General features: G+C 38.9%; 19 protein-coding genes. 13 read left to right on the forward strand and 6 right to left on the reverse strand.

All coding sequences use genetic code 11. The annotated features are described in order from the left end of the window. Positions 1–141 precede the first annotated feature (141 nt). The gene (locus LC033_RS02995) at positions 142–294 is read left to right on the forward strand and encodes a hypothetical protein (RefSeq protein WP_226566790.1); all 153 of its coding nucleotides are present in this window, start codon (positions 142–144) and stop codon (positions 292–294) included. Positions 295–504: 210 nt separating this feature from the next. Here LC033_RS02995 and LC033_RS03000 read toward each other — a convergent pair whose 3' ends face one another. The 4 genes from LC033_RS03000 to sigK all read right to left on the reverse strand — a co-directional run bounded on the left by LC033_RS03000 (position 505) and on the right by sigK (position 5,841). Further along, positions 505–1,191 (reverse strand): ABC transporter ATP-binding protein, encoded by a 687-nt coding sequence (locus tag LC033_RS03000; protein ID WP_226566791.1) that lies wholly within the window; start codon positions 1,189–1,191, stop codon positions 505–507. 11 nt (positions 1,192–1,202) lie between these two features. Next, on the reverse strand, positions 1,203–2,561 hold the full coding sequence (locus LC033_RS03005; RefSeq protein ID WP_226566865.1) for an ABC transporter permease: 1,359 nt from the start codon (positions 2,559–2,561) through the stop codon (positions 1,203–1,205). Positions 2,562–3,000: 439 nt separating this feature from the next. Next, a complete protein-coding gene (gene hpaB / locus LC033_RS03010; protein WP_226566792.1) occupies positions 3,001–4,443 on the reverse strand; it encodes a 4-hydroxyphenylacetate 3-monooxygenase, oxygenase component in 1,443 nt (480 codons plus the stop codon). Positions 4,444–5,103: 660 nt separating this feature from the next. Beyond that, entirely contained in the window at positions 5,104–5,841 is a 738-nt protein-coding gene (gene sigK, locus LC033_RS03015) for an RNA polymerase sporulation sigma factor SigK (RefSeq protein ID WP_226566793.1), read from the reverse strand. A 215-nt stretch (positions 5,842–6,056) separates the two neighbouring features. Between sigK and LC033_RS03020 the strand changes: the two genes are divergently transcribed. From LC033_RS03020 to LC033_RS17150, 3 genes are all read left to right on the forward strand, one after another. After that, positions 6,057–7,178 carry a Rap family tetratricopeptide repeat protein gene (locus LC033_RS03020; RefSeq protein ID WP_226566794.1) on the forward strand — a complete coding sequence of 374 codons (1,122 nt, stop codon included), beginning with the start codon at positions 6,057–6,059 and terminating at the stop codon, positions 7,176–7,178. Between the two features lie 177 nt (positions 7,179–7,355). After that, positions 7,356–8,096, forward strand: coding sequence for a polysaccharide deacetylase family protein (locus LC033_RS03025; protein WP_226566795.1), 741 nt, complete (start codon positions 7,356–7,358; stop codon positions 8,094–8,096). A 164-nt stretch (positions 8,097–8,260) separates the two neighbouring features. After that, positions 8,261–8,653: an SGNH/GDSL hydrolase family protein gene (locus LC033_RS17150; RefSeq protein ID WP_226566796.1), complete on the forward strand. Its 393-nt coding sequence runs from the start codon at positions 8,261–8,263 to the stop codon at positions 8,651–8,653. Positions 8,654–8,788: 135 nt separating this feature from the next. Here the strand turns inward: LC033_RS17150 and LC033_RS03035 are convergent, their stop codons facing one another. Next, a complete protein-coding gene (locus LC033_RS03035; protein ID WP_099681243.1) occupies positions 8,789–8,929 on the reverse strand; it encodes a sporulation histidine kinase inhibitor Sda in 141 nt (46 codons plus the stop codon). Positions 8,930–9,290: 361 nt separating this feature from the next. Here LC033_RS03035 and LC033_RS03040 point away from each other — a divergent pair, with 361 nt between their 5' ends. Genes LC033_RS03040 through LC033_RS03075 form a run of 8 tightly spaced genes read left to right on the forward strand, consistent with a single transcriptional unit; the run spans position 9,291 to position 14,311 of the window. Continuing rightward, positions 9,291–9,812, forward strand: coding sequence for a YqeG family HAD IIIA-type phosphatase (locus LC033_RS03040; protein ID WP_226566866.1), 522 nt, complete (start codon positions 9,291–9,293; stop codon positions 9,810–9,812). A gap of 2 nt (positions 9,813–9,814) precedes the next feature. After that, positions 9,815–10,915 carry a ribosome biogenesis GTPase YqeH gene (yqeH, locus tag LC033_RS03045; protein ID WP_226566797.1) on the forward strand — a complete coding sequence of 367 codons (1,101 nt, stop codon included), beginning with the start codon at positions 9,815–9,817 and terminating at the stop codon, positions 10,913–10,915. 22 nt (positions 10,916–10,937) lie between these two features. Next, positions 10,938–11,780 (forward strand): shikimate dehydrogenase, encoded by an 843-nt coding sequence (gene aroE, locus LC033_RS03050; RefSeq protein ID WP_226566798.1) that lies wholly within the window; start codon positions 10,938–10,940, stop codon positions 11,778–11,780. After that, complete coding sequence (yhbY, locus tag LC033_RS03055; RefSeq protein WP_226566799.1) at positions 11,774–12,064, forward strand: ribosome assembly RNA-binding protein YhbY; 291 nt, start codon at positions 11,774–11,776, stop codon at positions 12,062–12,064. The genes aroE and yhbY overlap by 7 nt, the downstream gene beginning before the upstream one ends. 13 nt (positions 12,065–12,077) lie before the next feature. Next, positions 12,078–12,647: a nicotinate-nucleotide adenylyltransferase gene (locus LC033_RS03060; protein WP_226566800.1), complete on the forward strand. Its 570-nt coding sequence runs from the start codon at positions 12,078–12,080 to the stop codon at positions 12,645–12,647. Next, a complete protein-coding gene (yqeK, locus tag LC033_RS03065; RefSeq protein ID WP_226566801.1) occupies positions 12,637–13,200 on the forward strand; it encodes a bis(5'-nucleosyl)-tetraphosphatase (symmetrical) YqeK in 564 nt (187 codons plus the stop codon). Before LC033_RS03060 ends, yqeK begins: the two co-directional genes overlap by 11 nt. Positions 13,201–13,214: 14 nt before the next feature. Beyond that, on the forward strand, positions 13,215–13,571 hold the full coding sequence (gene rsfS / locus LC033_RS03070; RefSeq protein WP_226566802.1) for a ribosome silencing factor: 357 nt from the start codon (positions 13,215–13,217) through the stop codon (positions 13,569–13,571). Then, complete coding sequence (locus tag LC033_RS03075) at positions 13,568–14,311, forward strand: class I SAM-dependent DNA methyltransferase (RefSeq protein ID WP_226566803.1); 744 nt, start codon at positions 13,568–13,570, stop codon at positions 14,309–14,311. The genes rsfS and LC033_RS03075 overlap by 4 nt, the downstream gene beginning before the upstream one ends. A gap of 48 nt (positions 14,312–14,359) precedes the next feature. On the opposite strand, the gene comER is transcribed toward LC033_RS03075, so the two are convergent. After that, positions 14,360–15,208 carry a late competence protein ComER gene (gene comER / locus LC033_RS03080; protein WP_226566804.1) on the reverse strand — a complete coding sequence of 283 codons (849 nt, stop codon included), beginning with the start codon at positions 15,206–15,208 and terminating at the stop codon, positions 14,360–14,362. Between the two features lie 90 nt (positions 15,209–15,298). Between comER and LC033_RS03085 the strand changes: the two genes are divergently transcribed. Next, on the forward strand, positions 15,299–15,928 hold the full coding sequence (locus LC033_RS03085) for a helix-hairpin-helix domain-containing protein (protein ID WP_226566805.1): 630 nt from the start codon (positions 15,299–15,301) through the stop codon (positions 15,926–15,928). The last annotated feature ends 58 nt before the right edge of the window (positions 15,929–15,986 follow it).

Genomic DNA, 15,986 nt, shown 5'->3' on the forward strand with positions numbered 1-15,986 from the left:
GACACCAATCATTAACCTTTACGGGGTATTTTTTGGCCAAATTTACGTGAGAAGAAAAGATACAAAGTGTATTGAGATATAATCAAGGGAAAGAATTGATAAGAGGAATTATATAGGTGTTCATCATGAACATCAGGGGGAATGCGGCTTTATAAAAAGCTATACAAGCTACTCTACTCACTTAAAAAGGATGTACTAACATATATGAACGAAATGGGTACATCCTCTGTCGAAAAAGGATCAGAAAACCAGCATGATAAGAAGAACCATCTTAAACATGAACCGCCGCTTTAAAAATCGCCTCAATCATAAGCACATCTATCAACAGAAGGATGATTGAAAAACGCATGATATTGACGCATATATTCATTTTTACAACCACGATCGTCTACAAGAAAAAACTAAACAGCTTTTGCCCTGTATTCCGACGGGCTGAAGCTGTTTAGTGTGTTTCGGTTATTTCCACTGTCTCTTGACAGTAGGCAATTCACCTTTATCTTTATGTTACTTGCGATTATAATTCTTTAAAACTAATTTTTTGTTTTCTAGATAAACAGTTTTATCTGATTGATCTGCTACGTCTAATGAGTGAGTCACTACAATAATACATTTATTTTCTTTATGGGCTAACTCTTTAAATAGTTCAATAATTTCCCGGGCTGTTTCTTTATCTAGATTTCCTGTTGGTTCATCTGCTATTAATAAATCTACATTGCAAGATAATGCACGGGCAATTGCTACACGCTGTTGTTGTCCACCACTAAGTTGTAATACATTACGTTTCGCCTGAGCTTCTGTTAATCCGACCTTTTCTAACAATTCTAATGCTCTTTCTTTTTTATTATTCAACTCAACCCCTGTAATCTCCATTGCTGTCAGTACATTCTGCAGAGCTGTCATATAAGTAATTAAATTATACGACTGAAAAATACATGCTACATGTTGATTACGATATTGATCTAATCCTATTTTTTGAATATTCTTTCCTTTGTAGAGTACGTATCCACTCTTTGGTACGTCTAAGCCACACCCTAAGCCCAATGTGGTTGTTTTACCAGAGCCGGATGGACCTATGATTGTATAAAAACATCCTTGTTGAAAGGAAAAAGTAACATTGTCTAATATTTTTATTTTTTTATGGTTACTCTCATAGTGATAGTTGGTATTTTTAAACTGTAAAATTGTACTCATTTTAATCCTCCTCATTCATCTTTCAAGAGTATATTTTTAGGTTTTAAACGAAGAATTGATAAAGCTGGAATGATTGTAGAAAGAAGTGCAATAATAATCCCTATTCCCCCAACTTTGCCCAAATCTCCTTCTGTTATCCTAATATCAATTTGATCAATAGGATCCGCTGTTTGTTGTTGAGTTGGATCTATAATCATTTCAGGAGATGATGTAGTCTCTTCTTCAGTTGTCGCAATTTCATTCGCTAATAAGTTATCTCCAATTTTTTGTGATACTTTCTCACCGGTAATGAAAGAAAGACCGAATGCTAATAATGCAATACATAGTATTTCAACCATTAGCTGTCCAATCATTTTCCATTTTTTCTCGCCAATGGATAATAAGATTCCAATTTCTTTTCTGCGTTCTTTAACAGATAAGGTAATAATTAAACCTAAAATGACTGCACCTGCAATGGAAACCACATAAATAACCATTTTAGAAATGGATGCGATGTTTTCAATTGGACCACTCATCTGCTGGTATAATTTATCATGTGCATCTAATTTAAATTTATCAAAGTCAATATCTGTTTTCTTTGCTTCTTTTTTAAATTCTTCGATATATCTTGGGTTCTTTAGATAGAAAACCGCGTTACTAATTTCAGCATCTGTTAGAGAATCATAAGGAACATACAGTTTGTTAGCAGGATTCATAATAGCGAGATCAGGCATTCCTTCCATATTTGGAGGTTGTTCGTCCGTTTCATAGATACCAATAATCTCATATTCCATTTTCTTACCCTCTCGTGATTTCCATTTAATCTTATCTCCTACTTTTAAGTTGTTTTTTTCAGCTAATCTTTTTTCAATTAGGGTAACCTTTTTGTTTTTTACATCCGGTGTAATGGCTTTCCCATCTATTATTTTGCTTTTTCCATCTTTAAAACTCGCTGTTAAATTAGAGTTCCTTACCCCGTCAATGGATAGATCTCCAGGTATTCCCATCATTTGAGAGTTGTTGTCTTCGCTATCTTCATCTTCACTATCTTCATCTTTAATAGCTGTAAATCCATCAGCTTCTCCTATACTAGGTGTTGTAACATTATGGTCTTTTACATATGGAGACTTTGCTAATTTATCTATTGTTTTTTTATCGGGAAAGGGTGAGACTTCCATCATACCCCCATTCATGCTTTTTTCAATATCGTGTTGTAGAGTGACATCAGCCCCTAATTTTTCTCTTGCTAATTCTGATGCCTTTTGGGATGCGTTTTGAATGGCGAAGCCGGCTAATACTAAATTAGTTACAATAAAGAAAATACATAGAAGTATTATAGACTTTACCTTTCGTTGTTTCATACTAAGAAATGCACGTTTAATAAAATTCATCATTCAACTCCTCCTTGTTATCTATACTTTATAGAATCAATCTGTAGTTGATATGTAGATAAAATGAAGAATGTCTAGAGAGTTAGAGGAGTTTATGTGTAGAAAAAGATATAGAAAGTTAAAGGTAATGAAAAATAAATTAACACCATCTAAGATTTTAAAATATTGAAAAATCTAACAAATGAAAATCTATATCTAATTTATTCTCCGTATTTTGTGGGATTTTTCCGCCGATATTTTAGCAGTTAGCTTTAATTTTTCATATTTTGAATTTCATCTTGAAACACTTCTCTTTTACATGTAAATTATGGTTGAGTAGAAACACAGTAAAACTGTGATCATTTAAAAGGCTTTTTCTCTGAGAAGAGAAAAAGCCACATTTGTACTGCTATTTAAGAATGAGCTCTATTCCTGCGCACCAATAGAAATAACTCTGTGATCATTTTAGATTTAAAAATTCTTTAATCTCCGTAACTTGTGCTTTTTTTGGATAGCTTTCATATAATCCGCCTGCTAAGCGAATTGGATCTCCGAAGAAAAATCTTTCATAGTGTGTTTGTCTTGTGCCAAAAGAGCTCATAGTGAGATCCCAAGCTAAGCGAAAAATTTTAACTCTATCTTCCCCATTCGTATCAGTAGCTTGCAAATAATGGTTAAGATCCTCTTTCATCTCTGAATTAAAGGTGTCTTCGGTCGGCAATGTAACCATTCCACTAGCACCAATTAACTGTATAATTTCTGTAAAACGAGGATAGATTTTAGGAAAAAGTGTGCTGATTACCTGAAGGGGAATCAGACTAGGTCGCATATATCCCCACTCATCTAACTTTGCATCATTTTCTGATTTTTCTAAAAGTGCCTTTATGGTTTCGAGACCAATAATTACTTCTGACAATTTTCCTTGTATATGTTGGTACTCAGATATATTAATGGTATCCACGAGAAGTTGAGAAATCCCTAATAGAAATTCAGTCTTTACTATTTGTCTTATGACTACTTGATGAAACGTAAACGCTTGAAAAGAGCTTTGCACCAAAAAGCTGTTGGAAGCTTCTGCATTATCATAAAAAAATACCCTATCCCATGGAACTAAAACATTATCAAAGATTACAATAGAGTCCATTTCTTCATATCTTGAAGCAAGAGGATGATTAAATGCAGATTCTCCTGATACGAAAGATTCCCTGCAAATAAACTTAACCCCTTGAGTGTTAGAGGGGATGGAAAAAGCGAAAGCTTCATCCTGATCCCAAAAGGGTGTCGGGGCTGAAAGCACTAAGACTTCATCTGTTAAGCCACCCTGAGTAGCGAGGAGGCGGGCGCCTTTTATAATAATTCCTTCGTCATTACGATCAACGACTTTAGCGGAGATTGGATTTTCTGACATCTCTAAATTCATTTGAGAACGATTGACCTGAGGAGTAATAAATGTATGGGTAAACGAAAGGTCTTGTTCCATAGCTTTATAGTAAAGTGAACGAATATTTTCAGGGAAGCAGTTTTCTTTATTATTTAAAAGGGATGCAGAAGATGCAAAGCTCATTAATGCAGTGTTCATGTAATCAGGACTTCTTCCCATCATTCCATGTGTGTGTCTTGCCCAACGTTCAATCATTCTTCTTCTTTTTTTTAAATCCTCTTTTGTTTTGGGCTGTAAATAAGATAATCCAACCAGCTCTTTTTTTCCTGGGAGAAGAAAAGTCATCTCATCTGTTAAGTTGCTGTCTGTTTGTAAATCGTAAAGGGAACTCTTGGTTTTTAGAAGACCTTTAAATGTAGGATGTTCAGAAATGTCGCCTTCGACTTTTATACCGTCAAACCAAACTTCATTTTTAAGTTTATTTAAACGATCTATAAACCCTTTACCACTTATGATTCCCATTGAAATCGCTCCTTCAATAATAATGTTATGTTGGGTTAGATTACATAATATGGATTAATATAAATGTTGGTTACATATATAATGGGTTTAAGCCTTTTTGTTGAGGAAAACACATTCTTTCCTATAAATTAATATTTGAATTCTTAAATAAGTTGTATTTGAAAACCAATTTCTACTTTTCTTACGACGGTGAAGTTTTTGTATCCACTCCATGCAGGAAGTTAGTTCAAAAAACATTGTTGACTTGGAACTGTTTTTATTGATTAAGTAAGAAAAGTTCTACTATTCCAACTAAAGTTGCAGCACTTCTTTTAGAATGTGTTCTAAATCATTCAGGTAAGCACTTGCAAACACTCTGTAGGTGTAGAGAACGCCTTAAGGAAAGTAATAGAGGATTGTTTATCCACTGATAAAATAACTATTTGTTTCAACTATTTATTAATGGATAAAGTTTTAATACTTTGTCGACGGGAGTCAGACGTAGTTGACCACTACTTTTGTCATTCGTAATATGAGGTTCGCACTATAACTTTTACAGTGCTATGGGGCTTCAATGGGCAGGGCAGGGGTTCTAAAAGGTGGATTTTGGTATCTATGATTTGGATTTTAGGCTCAACGAAATAAAATAGAAGCCGGATGATGAGACCGGCTTCTGCGTCATTATTTCCCCTTCTCCCTCTTTCGCTTCTCCGCCCGATAAAACTCATGAAACATCTTCATCAGCGCCCGCTTTTCAATCCGGGACACATAGCTCCGCGATATCCCAAGCTCTTTCGCTATTTCCCGCTGCGTTTTCTCTTTCTTTAAATCAAGGCCGAACCGGCCGACGACGACTTCTTTTTCTCTGCCATCAAGAATGTTGATATACTCCTTTACTTTTTCAAGCTCCATATTGAGCTGGATGGTGTCGATGACGTCTTCATTTTCTGATTTTAAGACATCAATTAATGAAATTTCGTTGCCTTCTTTATCCTGACCGATGGGGTCATGCAGGGAAACATCCTTTTTTGTTTTTTTGAGGGCGCGTAAATGCATGAGGATTTCATTCTCAATACACCGCGCAGCATACGTTGCCAGCTTCGTTCCTTTTCCAGAGGAATAGCTTTCGATGGCTTTAATGAGTCCGATCGTCCCTATGGAGATGAGGTCTTCAGCGTCTTCCCCGGTATTTTCAAATTTCTTTACAATATGGGCGACGAGCCGAAGGTTATGTTCAATCAGCATATTTCTCGCATGTTCATCGCCCTGTGCCATGAGGGCTAAGTATTTTTTTTCATCATCTCCAGAAAGGGGCTGTGGAAAGGCATTGTTTTTGACATAGGACACTAAAAACACCAATTCTTTGACCATCAACCCCATCGCTGTAAATACTCCTGCCACGATTTTCACCTCCACCATGTTTAGGCCTCTGCCTATATCCTCAAATGTATGTGAAGGAGGGATTGTCTGTGTCTGTACGATGAAAAATTCATCTTTTTCAAAAAAACGTGCTCCTGTTCGTATGTTTTTGTTGTCTTTCTTGAATGTTTGCGGTTTCTTTGCGGTGCTTGGCGGTCAAGAAGCGTGCTAAAATATGTAATATTAGACCGAAAAGGAAGGGGTTTTTTCGGAACATGGGGAAGGTTCTTTCTTCACATGTAGGTATGAAAATTAATGAATGGTATCGGATGATACGGCAGTTCAGTGTTCCAGATGCGGAAATCTTGAAAGCGGAAGTAGAAGCAGAAATTGAACATATGGAAGAGGACCAGCATTTACTGATTTATTATCAGCTCATGTGCTTTCGGCACCAGATCATGCTTGACTATATACACCCTTCAAAATACCAACCTTTCTCAGTATCTAACCTTGTCGATAAAATCGAAAATTCCAATCATGAGTTATCTGATATGCTGCATTATTACCATGCATTTTTTCGTGGCATGCATGAGTTTAGTCAAAAAGAATATTTAGAGGCCGTCAAATATTATCGAGTGGCAGAAAAACAGATGTCCAGGGTATTTGATGATATTGAGCAAGCTGAGTTTCATTTTAAAGTAGCAGAAGCCTACTATATTATGAAACAAACACATGTCTCCATGCACCATATTTTAAAGGCGCTGGAAATATACGATCAGCATGATGCATATTCTATTCGCATTATTCAGTGCCTCTTTGTCATCTCAGGCAATTATCAAGATTTAAAACGAAAGGATCGAGCAGTGCCTCACTTGAAAAAAGCGAAACAGCTCGCATCCGAAATTGATCATCCGCGTATATACAGTTCGGCGCTCTATAATTTAGGGAAATGTTATGGAGAGCTTGGCTATAGAGAGGAAGCAGAACGATATTTAACTGAATCGGCTGACCTCGCTCGCAAAGAGGACCTTCCCACGCTCCCACATACGCTATTTACGCTTGCGAAGCTACTTTTTAGACAAAATGAACAGGCGCATGGGCTGCACATATTAGAAGATGGGAAATTAGCCGCAAAGAACCATGAAGACCAGCTGTTCTGTCATATGTTTGAGTATCTGGATGCTTTATATGTTCAGGAGATCAATGAAAAGCAGTTGCAAAAAACCATTGATTATTTGGAAAAACTTAGCCTATACTCTTATATAGAGGATATCTCACTTGAAATTGCGACAGCCTTAGAAGCCTCTCAACAATACCAGAAGGCCAACCAGTATTATCAGAAGCTATTATGGGCTCAAAATCAAATCAAAGAAGGAGATTGTCTGTATGAATTCTAAGCAACGTTCGACAGTTGAAGAGAGAAACCAAACGTGAAGCAAAAAGCGGGCCTGTATGGCCGGCTTTTTTGATGTGAAAAAGAGTGCAGTGAGGAGCAGACATGATCATAATCCCTGCATAAATACATCTGAAAACGGGCATTTTAATCCATAATGATGTTCTGTGGAGGCGGTCTGATGAAAGGGTTGCACATCTTTGTGTGTGTATTGTTATTATGCGGTTTTGTTCCTAATGATATAGAGGCAGGAACATTAAAAAGAGTCGAACTGGAAAAAACCGGACGGGTCTTTTGGGACATGAGAGAGGAACGAAAAAAGATTGCGTTAACCTTCGATGATGGACCGCATCCGGTGTACACGAATCAAATATTGGATGTACTAAAAGAGAACAGAGTGAATGCCAGCTTTTTTGTCTTAGGGAGCAGGGTTCATGCATATCCAGAGGTTGCGAAGCGGATTGTGGGCGAAGGAAATGAGATCGGCAATCATACCATGAACCATACGTATTTTGATCGTTTGTCATCGAAGCAAATCAAGCAGGAACTAAAAGAATCAGCGGCTCATATCGCATCCCTCCAGCCAGGCGGGCCCTTATTATTTCGTCCTCCTGGTGGCAGGCTGACGATGAAGTCATTTCACATTCTTTCAAAGCAAGGGTATGATGTGGTCATGTGGTCCTTTACGCAAGATCCAAAAGACTGGTCAAGACCTGGTGCACACAAAATTGCAAGCCGTATTATCGATCATATTCAGGGCGGCGATATTATCCTTTTACATGATGGCGGAGGAAATCGTAAGCAAACAGTAGAAGCACTGAAACAGGTGATCCCTGAATTAAAGAATAGGGGCTATGAGTTTGTGAAAGTAAGCGAACTGCTGCATTATGACAGAGCGTATCTACCTGTTCAGCTACAATAAGGGGAATTCGTCAAAAACAGTCATTCATTGAAACCAAAAAGTCTTGTCGTTTACTATATGAAGAGGCTTTTGGAGGTCATCCTGATATGTGTCGTAGCTGGATGCTCAAAACCAGTACAAGAAAGCGTCATTGACATCACAAGAGAGAGGCTAAGGATCAGCAAGTGCCACTTGTCGACAAGTGGAAAGCTTTCATCCAAGAAGCGGGTGAAAATAGTGACAATGCTCTCATTCAATCAGGTCTAATCCACCCTTTGGGCAATCATATGACACCTAAAGGGGTGAGAATCATTTATAACGAAATAAAGAGCGTGATGTCATCAAACATTTTAAATATTGGCCATCTGCCTAAACAAGACCATCCATTTAGCATAGTCTATAGTATATCTTCCTATAAGGAGGTAACTGATATGTGGGGATGTCCTTATCCTTACCCTGAGTGTGCGTATCCAGCCCAAGGAGCAGGAATCGGTTACGCTTTTCTTGTTGTGTTTCTTGTGGTTATTTTGGTAGTAGGCGGAGGGTTATGGTTTTGGAATGAACAGCCTTGCAAATAAGACACCTCTTCTTTTATAAGAAGGGGTGTTTTTTACGGAAAATAGTAGTAAGCCTATAGCGCAAGTGATATAATATCAGTCACCTGAGTTGAAAAAGGAGAGTGCTCGGGAGGCATGGTTCCTGGCGATATGGAATTAAGAGGAAACAGAGAGCATATGCCCGAGCGAACGTCTTTTCATTTCTGTCTCAATTAATTCAATGAAGTCGCGATTTAAGTTCATTTCATGTGCTTTATAATATGATTCTATAAGTAAATCATCTGACAGCTTTTTCATACTAGAAACCCATATGATGGGAAAAACACCTCCCCTGAAAAAGTTGGCATAAAACTTGAGGAAGAACATATCATCATAGGTTGATCGAATGTCTTTGAAGTACCTTTAATCTACCATGAATGGGAAACAAGAACAATCGTTCTGTTATCCACATGGTTAAGTGGATAACTTGTGGGTAGAGTGTTTATAATTGTATGAAAGTGTGATGAAATATAGGTGGATAATGTGTGTAAAATTATCCACACCTGTTGAAGGGCCTCATCATATGTCGAAAACTTTTTCATTGTATTCGATAGACAGACAAATTGTGATTTTTTTCGACACAATCGCTGAAAAACCAATGAAAGAAAGGGTGCAAATTGTGCTAAAGAAGTATTTTCTACCGGATGAATTTGTGAAAAGTATTTTCCACATTTCGCCGAAAAAATTAAAAGAACGAAATGTAAAAGGAATTATTACTGACTTAGATAACACACTAGTAGAATGGGACCGTCCAAGTGCGACACCGCGTTTGATTGAATGGTTTCAAGACATGAAAGATCACGGGATACAAGTGACAATTGTCTCGAATAATAATGAAAAAAGGGTCAAGCTTTTTTCAGAGCCGGTTCACATTCCGTTTATTTATAAAGCGAGAAAGCCTATGGGAAGAGCCTTTAATAAGGCTGTCGCTGATATGCAATTGAAAAAAGAAGATGTGGTTGTCATTGGGGATCAGCTCATGACAGATGTCTTGGGCGGGAACAGGCATGGCTTCCATACAATTTTGGTCGTTCCTGTGGCTGCCTCCGACGGATTTTTCACAAAGTTTAACAGGCAGATTGAACGCAGAATTTTAGGATCCTTAAAACGTAAGGGCCACATTCAGTGGGAGGAAGAGTAATAATGGAAAAGGTTGTTTGTATTGGCTGCGGTGTAGCCATTCAGACGGAAGATAAAGATCAATTAGGATATGCGCCGGCAGCATCTCTTTTGAAAGAAGATGTGATCTGCCAGCGCTGTTTTAGGTTAAAAAACTACAATGACATTCAGGATGTTTCTTTAACAGAAGACGACTTTTTAAATATTTTACACAACATTGGGGAAACAGATTCTCTCATTGTCAAGGTCGTTGATATTTTTGACTTTAACGGAAGCTGGATCAACGGGCTGAGCCGTATTGTTGGTGGTAACCCGATTTTACTTGTCGGTAACAAAGTGGATATTTTACCGAAATCAGTGAAAAAAGATCGCCTTGTTCATTGGATGAAGCGGGAAGCAAAAGAAAATGGACTAAATCCAATCGATGTTTTTTTAATTAGTGCAAGCAGAGGTCAAGGCGTGCCTGAGGTGATGGAAGCCATCGATTATTATCGTGAAGGTAGAAATGTCTATATTGTCGGCTGTACGAACGTTGGAAAATCAACATTTATCAATCGAATCATCAAAGAGGTGTCTGGAGAAGAGAACGTGATCACCACATCCCAATATCCAGGAACAACTCTTGATGCAATTGAGATTCCACTTGATGACGGGTCTGCTTTATTCGATACGCCGGGCATCATCAATCGCCATCAAATGGCACACTATGTGAGCAAAAATGACCTGAAAATTTTAACGCCGAAAAAAGAATTGAAACCCAGAACGTTCCAGTTAAATGAAGCCCAAACGCTTTATTTTGGGGGGCTTGCTCGTTTTGATTATGTAAAAGGCGGCAGAACATCATTTGTCTACTATATGCCAAATGAGCTCAACATTCACCGGACAAAGCTAGAAAACGCAGATGACTTATATGAAAAGCATGCAGGTGAGCTGCTTTCACCGCCATCGAAAGAGGGAATGAAAAATTTCCCCCTGCTCGTTCCGCATACTTTTAGCATTGATCAGCCGAAAACGGACATCGTCTTTTCAGGATTAGGCTGGGTGACAGCGAATGATGCAGGAAAGCAAATTAAAGTATATGCGCCAAAAGGCGTTTATGTGTTTATGAGACGTTCGTTAATTTAAAAAGTTCGAAGGGGGAGAGACCTTGAAACCTTTATATGGATTAATTGGTAACCCTGTTGGCCATTCAATGTCTCCGGATATTCATAACGCAGCATTAAAGGATGCTGGGATTGGCGGGCATTATCAGGGCTTTCAAGTAGAGGAAAGTGACCTTGCAGATGCCATTAGCGGCATGAAAGCCTTAGGAATCAGGGGCTTTAACGTCACTGTCCCGCACAAAGTGGAGATCATGCAGTACCTTGACAAAATTGATGTGACAGCTGAACGCCTACGTGCAGTCAATACTGTGCGGCTCGAAAAAGGCCAACTTGTTGGGTACAATACAGATGGAGAGGGCTTTCTTCATTCATTGCTTGAAGCCTTGGATCAGCCGTTATCAGAGCTATCATTTCTCATGATCGGTGCTGGCGGAGCGGCAAGAGCGATTTATACGACGATTGCTGAGTATGCACCGAAAAGCTTTGATATTACCAATCGTACCATTAAAAAAGCAGAGGGATTAATTGAAAGTACTCATGGAAACATCAACTCCAGTGCACTCGCATTAAATAAAGCAGAAGACCAGCTTGGGGATTATGATGTCATTATCCATACAACCTCAATCGGCATGTATCCGAATGTTGAAGAAACCCCAATTTCTTTAGCAAACGCAAAAAAAACAGCGGTCGTTTGTGATATTGTATATAATCCAATAGAAACAAAACTGCTAAGAGAAGCAACTGGATTAGGTTTGAAAACAGTAGATGGTGTTGGCATGTTTGTTGGTCAAGCGGCAAGAGCCTTTGAACTGTGGACAGGCATCACACCCGACGCCCTAAAAATGAAGTCAATTGTCATAGAGAAATTAGGAGGAACACCATGTTAAAAGGTAAGCAAAAACGTTTCTTACGTGCACAAGCACATCATTTATCACCCATTATTCAAGTTGGAAAAGGCGGGGTAAATGACAATATGGTCAAGCAAATTTCCGAGGCGCTTGAAGCAAGAGAACTGATAAAAGTCAGCGTATTGCAAAACTGCGACGAGGATAAAACGGAGGTCGCTAAAGCACTTGTAAAGGGTGCAAAAGCTGAACTCGTTCAAACGATTGGAAATATGATTATCCTTTATAAAGAATCTAAGGAAAATAAACAAATTAAGCTGCCGTAAAGGTGGATGAGATATGAAAAAAATAGGGTTGTTCGGCGGTACGTTTGACCCCCCGCATAATGGGCATCTGCTAATGGCAAATGAGGTGCGCTTTCAGGTGGGGCTTGATGAAATTTGGTTTATCCCAAATCACAACCCCCCTCATAAAGCGGGCCGAAAACGAGCAGATAGTCATCACCGGGTGAAAATGGTGGAACGAGCGATTCAGTCAAATATGCATTTTCGGCTGGAGCTCATTGAAATGGAGCGAGAGGGTCCATCTTATACAGTAGATACGGTGGAGCTGTTAAAGAAACGTCATCCTGAGGATGAGTTCTTTTTTATGATTGGAGCGGATATGGTGGATTATTTGCCTAATTGGCACCGAATTCATGATTTGCTTCAGATGATCACCTTTATTGGGATGAAAAGGCATGGTGATGAAGGGAGCACGACGTATCCTCTTTTATTTGCAGATGTTCCAGCTTTTGATGTATCATCGACATTGATTAGGCAACGAATAGAGCAGGGGCAACCTGTTGATTATTTGATTCCTAAAGCTGTTGAGCGTTATATAAAGGAGCATCATTTATATGAATCGTGAGGAAGCATTGAACTGTGTCAAAGAGCAGTTAACAGAGCATAGATATACACATACACTTGGGGTCATGGATACAGCCATTTCTTTAGCGGAACGGTTCGGCGCAGATGTAAAAAAAGCAGAGATTGCCGCTATTTTTCATGATTATGCCAAATTTAGACCGAAGGAAGAAATGAAGGGCATCATCCAACAAGAACAGATGAACCCTTTATTGCTTGATTATTCACCCGAGCTTTGGCATGCTCCGGTCGGTGCATATTTGGTTAATAAAGAAGTAGGAATAGACGATCGAGATATTTTAACAGCGATTGAGTTTCATACGTCTGGCAGACCAGGCATGACATTGCTTGAGAAAGTCATTTATGTCGCAGACTATATTGAGCCAGGGCGCCATTTTCCTGGTGTAGAAGAAGTGCGGGAGTTAGCAGAAAATGATTTGGACAGTTCATTGATTCAATCGTTAAAAAATACAGTGAACTTTTTAATGAAAAAGAATCAGCCAGTCTTCCCAGATACAATTGCGACTTACAACTCGCTAGTGCATAAGAACAACTAAGGAGGAATGATGGAATGGATGCATCATCGATTTTAAACATCGCAGCAGGAGCGTGTGATGATAAGCGGGCTGAGGAGATTATTGCCCTTAATATGCAAGGAATCTCACTTGTAGCAGATTACTTTCTCATTTGTCATGGGAACTCTGACAAGCAAGTACAAGCTATTGCAAGAGAAGTAAAACATCTTGCAGAAAAAAGTGGAGTCGAAGTGAAAAAGATGGAAGGCTTTGACGAGGCAAGATGGGTATTGATTGATTTAGGAGATGTCATTGCTCATGTGTTCCACAAAGAAGAAAGAGGATACTACAACTTAGAAAAACTATGGGGAGATGCGCCAAGAGAAACACTTTCGCTTGGCATTAACTCATGATTTATCAAGGGTTTGCAGGTGTGTATGATGAGCTCATGACACATGCACCTTATGATGAATGGGTTCAGTGGATACAGCAGTATATTGGACCGAAGGCAAAAATTATCGATGTAGGCTGTGGAACTGGAGAAATTTCTCTTCGATTAGCTCAAAATGGCCACGTGGTGACAGGAATTGATCTAAGTGAAGAGATGCTGGCCTTCGCGCAGCAAAAAGCACAAGCTCACAAGCTGCCAATTCAATTTTTACATCAAGATATGAGAGAGCTTACCGGCTTTGATCAAGCGTTTCAAGCATCGGTCATTTGCTGTGATTCCCTGAATTATTTAAAAAACGAAAATGACGTCAAAAAAACCTTTAAAAACATGTTTCAGCTTTTAGAGAAAGATGGAGTTTTACTTTTTGATGTTCATACCCCTTATAAAATGGAAAAGGTATTTCCTGGCTCTACTTATGCAGATCAAGATGAAGAGATCAGCTATATTTGGCAGAGTGATCAGGGGGATGCCCTATATTCGGTTATTCATGATTTAAGCTTTTTTGTAAAGAACGGAGACGTGTATCAACGTTATGATGAGACACATGAACAGCGTACATTCACATTTGAGAAATATGCATTGTTCCTAGAGTCTGTTGGCTTCGAAAAGATTGAAGTGACCGCTGATTTTACAAATGAAGCACCTCAGGAATTCTCCGAAAGATATTTTATCTCCGCCAAGAAACCAAAAACCATCGTTTAATGGAACGATGGTTTTTTAAAACCCTTTTTTCTCTTGTTGCAAAGATGATTAATTTCTGCGATCATCAGTAAACACACTTGTAGGGTATTGTTGCGCTACCGCTTTAAGATCTTCATCGAACTTTTCATGGGTATTCTGAAAAAGTCGGTGAAACATATCTTGAACACCTGCTTCAAGAGCTTTAATTCCCTCACCAGTGACGCCACCTTTCACACACACTTTGTCTTGCAGTGTGGGAAGGGTATAGACTCTTTTTTCAATCAAACGGCCAAGTCCTACAAGCATATCTTCTGATAAGGTGGTGGCTTCTTCTTTTGAAATATCAGTTTCTTCGACGGCGGCTTCAATCATTTTCTGAACGAGAAAGCTTATAAAAGCGGGTCCGCAGCTGACGATATCTGAGGCAGCTCTTGTAATCGAATGATGGATTTCAATTGGTGTTGAAATACCGGAAGCTAACTGTCTTAACGCTGTTTTAGTCGCGACATTGCAGGATGAACCGAAAGTTAATAGTGATGCGCCTGATAAAGCGCGGTTTGTGATGCTTGGGATCAGCCTAGCTGTTTGACAAGGAACGATATCTTGAAGCTGTTCAGGATGAATCGGACTTGTGATAATGACAATGGTTTGCTGCTCTGTTAAAAGAGGACTCAGCTCTTTTAGCAGCGGGTAAATATCAAGTGGTTTGACACAAATAAAGATGAAATCCTTATCTGTCACAGCCCTTGAAAGCTGTTTGGTTACTTCGAGCTCTGGATGGTTCTTTTTTATATTGAACGCTTTTTCAATGGTCCTGTTTGTGATGGTGATGGATGAGGGATTGACTGCCTTCGATTCAATAAATGCCTCAGTAAGTATGGTACCCATGTTTCCTGTACCGATTAAACCTATCTTCAAACGTTCTCCCTCCTTAGACGCATAGGATCTGTTATCTTCTAAACAGTATGTTGAGCTATGGGAAATTATGAATGAAAGAAGCGTGAGCAAGTGAAGCGACTCAGTCCATTGAAAAAATACAGTCTTTATATCATTGCAGGGCTAATGATCATGGTGACAATCATCCTCTTCTTTTTAGTAGGAAAAGGGCAAAACAGCACCGAGCCAAGCGTATTAAAGGAAAATAAAGAAAGGAAACTCACATTAGAAGAAAAACAAGATAACGTAGGAAATGAACCATCATCAATTGTTGTAGAGGTCAAAGGAGCTGTAAGGAAGCCAGGTGTTTATATGTTTCAATCTGATGCACGGGTTGAGGAAGCGATTAAAAGAGCAGGAGGCTTTACTAGTAAAGCAGATACGTTTGAAATCAATCAAGCAGCAAAATTAGAGGATAGTATGATGATTTATGTTCGCAAGCAGGGAGAAGCGGACACGCAGAGGCAAACAGCAGCAACTGACACTTCATCAGGGAATGAAAAGAGTCAAGGTGTCAATATCAATCAAGCCGATGCAACGGAATTGCAGACAATTAACGGAATAGGGCCAGCCAAAGCGGAAGCCATCATTACTTATAGAGAGGAACATGGAGAATTTCAACAAATTGAAGACTTGCGGAACATTCCGGGTTTTGGGGATAAGACAGTTGAACGGCTGAAAAGTCAATTAACCGTCAAGTAAAATTGACGGTATAGAAGAAAGGCATGTACACTTAATACCATACATCATTCTGGAGGGA

This window comes from Bacillus stratosphericus (assembly GCF_020524495.1).
Taxonomy (GTDB): Bacteria; Bacillota; Bacilli; order Bacillales; family Bacillaceae; genus Bacillus; species Bacillus stratosphericus_B.

What these genes read in the sequence shown, in the direction of transcription:
- LC033_RS03035 (WP_099681243.1), bottom strand. Translation starts at nt 8,929, where the DNA reads ATGAAAAAGCTGTCAGATGATTTACTTATAGAATCATATTATAAAGCA.
- yqeH (WP_226566797.1), top strand. Translation starts at nt 9,815, where the DNA reads ATGGAAAAGGTTGTTTGTATTGGCTGCGGTGTAGCCATTCAGACGGAA.
- yqeK (WP_226566801.1), top strand. Translation starts at nt 12,637, where the DNA reads ATGAATCGTGAGGAAGCATTGAACTGTGTCAAAGAGCAGTTAACAGAG.
- hpaB (WP_226566792.1), bottom strand. Translation starts at nt 4,443, where the DNA reads ATGGGAATCATAAGTGGTAAAGGGTTTATAGATCGTTTAAATAAACTT.
- LC033_RS03000 (WP_226566791.1), bottom strand. Translation starts at nt 1,191, where the DNA reads ATGAGTACAATTTTACAGTTTAAAAATACCAACTATCACTATGAGAGT.
- rsfS (WP_226566802.1), top strand. Translation starts at nt 13,215, where the DNA reads ATGGATGCATCATCGATTTTAAACATCGCAGCAGGAGCGTGTGATGAT.
- LC033_RS03005 (WP_226566865.1), bottom strand. Translation starts at nt 2,561, where the DNA reads ATGAATTTTATTAAACGTGCATTTCTTAGTATGAAACAACGAAAGGTA.
- LC033_RS03025 (WP_226566795.1), top strand. Translation starts at nt 7,356, where the DNA reads ATGAAAGGGTTGCACATCTTTGTGTGTGTATTGTTATTATGCGGTTTT.
- LC033_RS03060 (WP_226566800.1), top strand. Translation starts at nt 12,078, where the DNA reads ATGAAAAAAATAGGGTTGTTCGGCGGTACGTTTGACCCCCCGCATAAT.
- yhbY (WP_226566799.1), top strand. Translation starts at nt 11,774, where the DNA reads ATGTTAAAAGGTAAGCAAAAACGTTTCTTACGTGCACAAGCACATCAT.
- LC033_RS03020 (WP_226566794.1), top strand. Translation starts at nt 6,057, where the DNA reads ATGGGGAAGGTTCTTTCTTCACATGTAGGTATGAAAATTAATGAATGG.
- sigK (WP_226566793.1), bottom strand. Translation starts at nt 5,841, where the DNA reads ATGGTGGAGGTGAAAATCGTGGCAGGAGTATTTACAGCGATGGGGTTG.
- LC033_RS02995 (WP_226566790.1), top strand. Translation starts at nt 142, where the DNA reads ATGCGGCTTTATAAAAAGCTATACAAGCTACTCTACTCACTTAAAAAG.
- LC033_RS03075 (WP_226566803.1), top strand. Translation starts at nt 13,568, where the DNA reads ATGATTTATCAAGGGTTTGCAGGTGTGTATGATGAGCTCATGACACAT.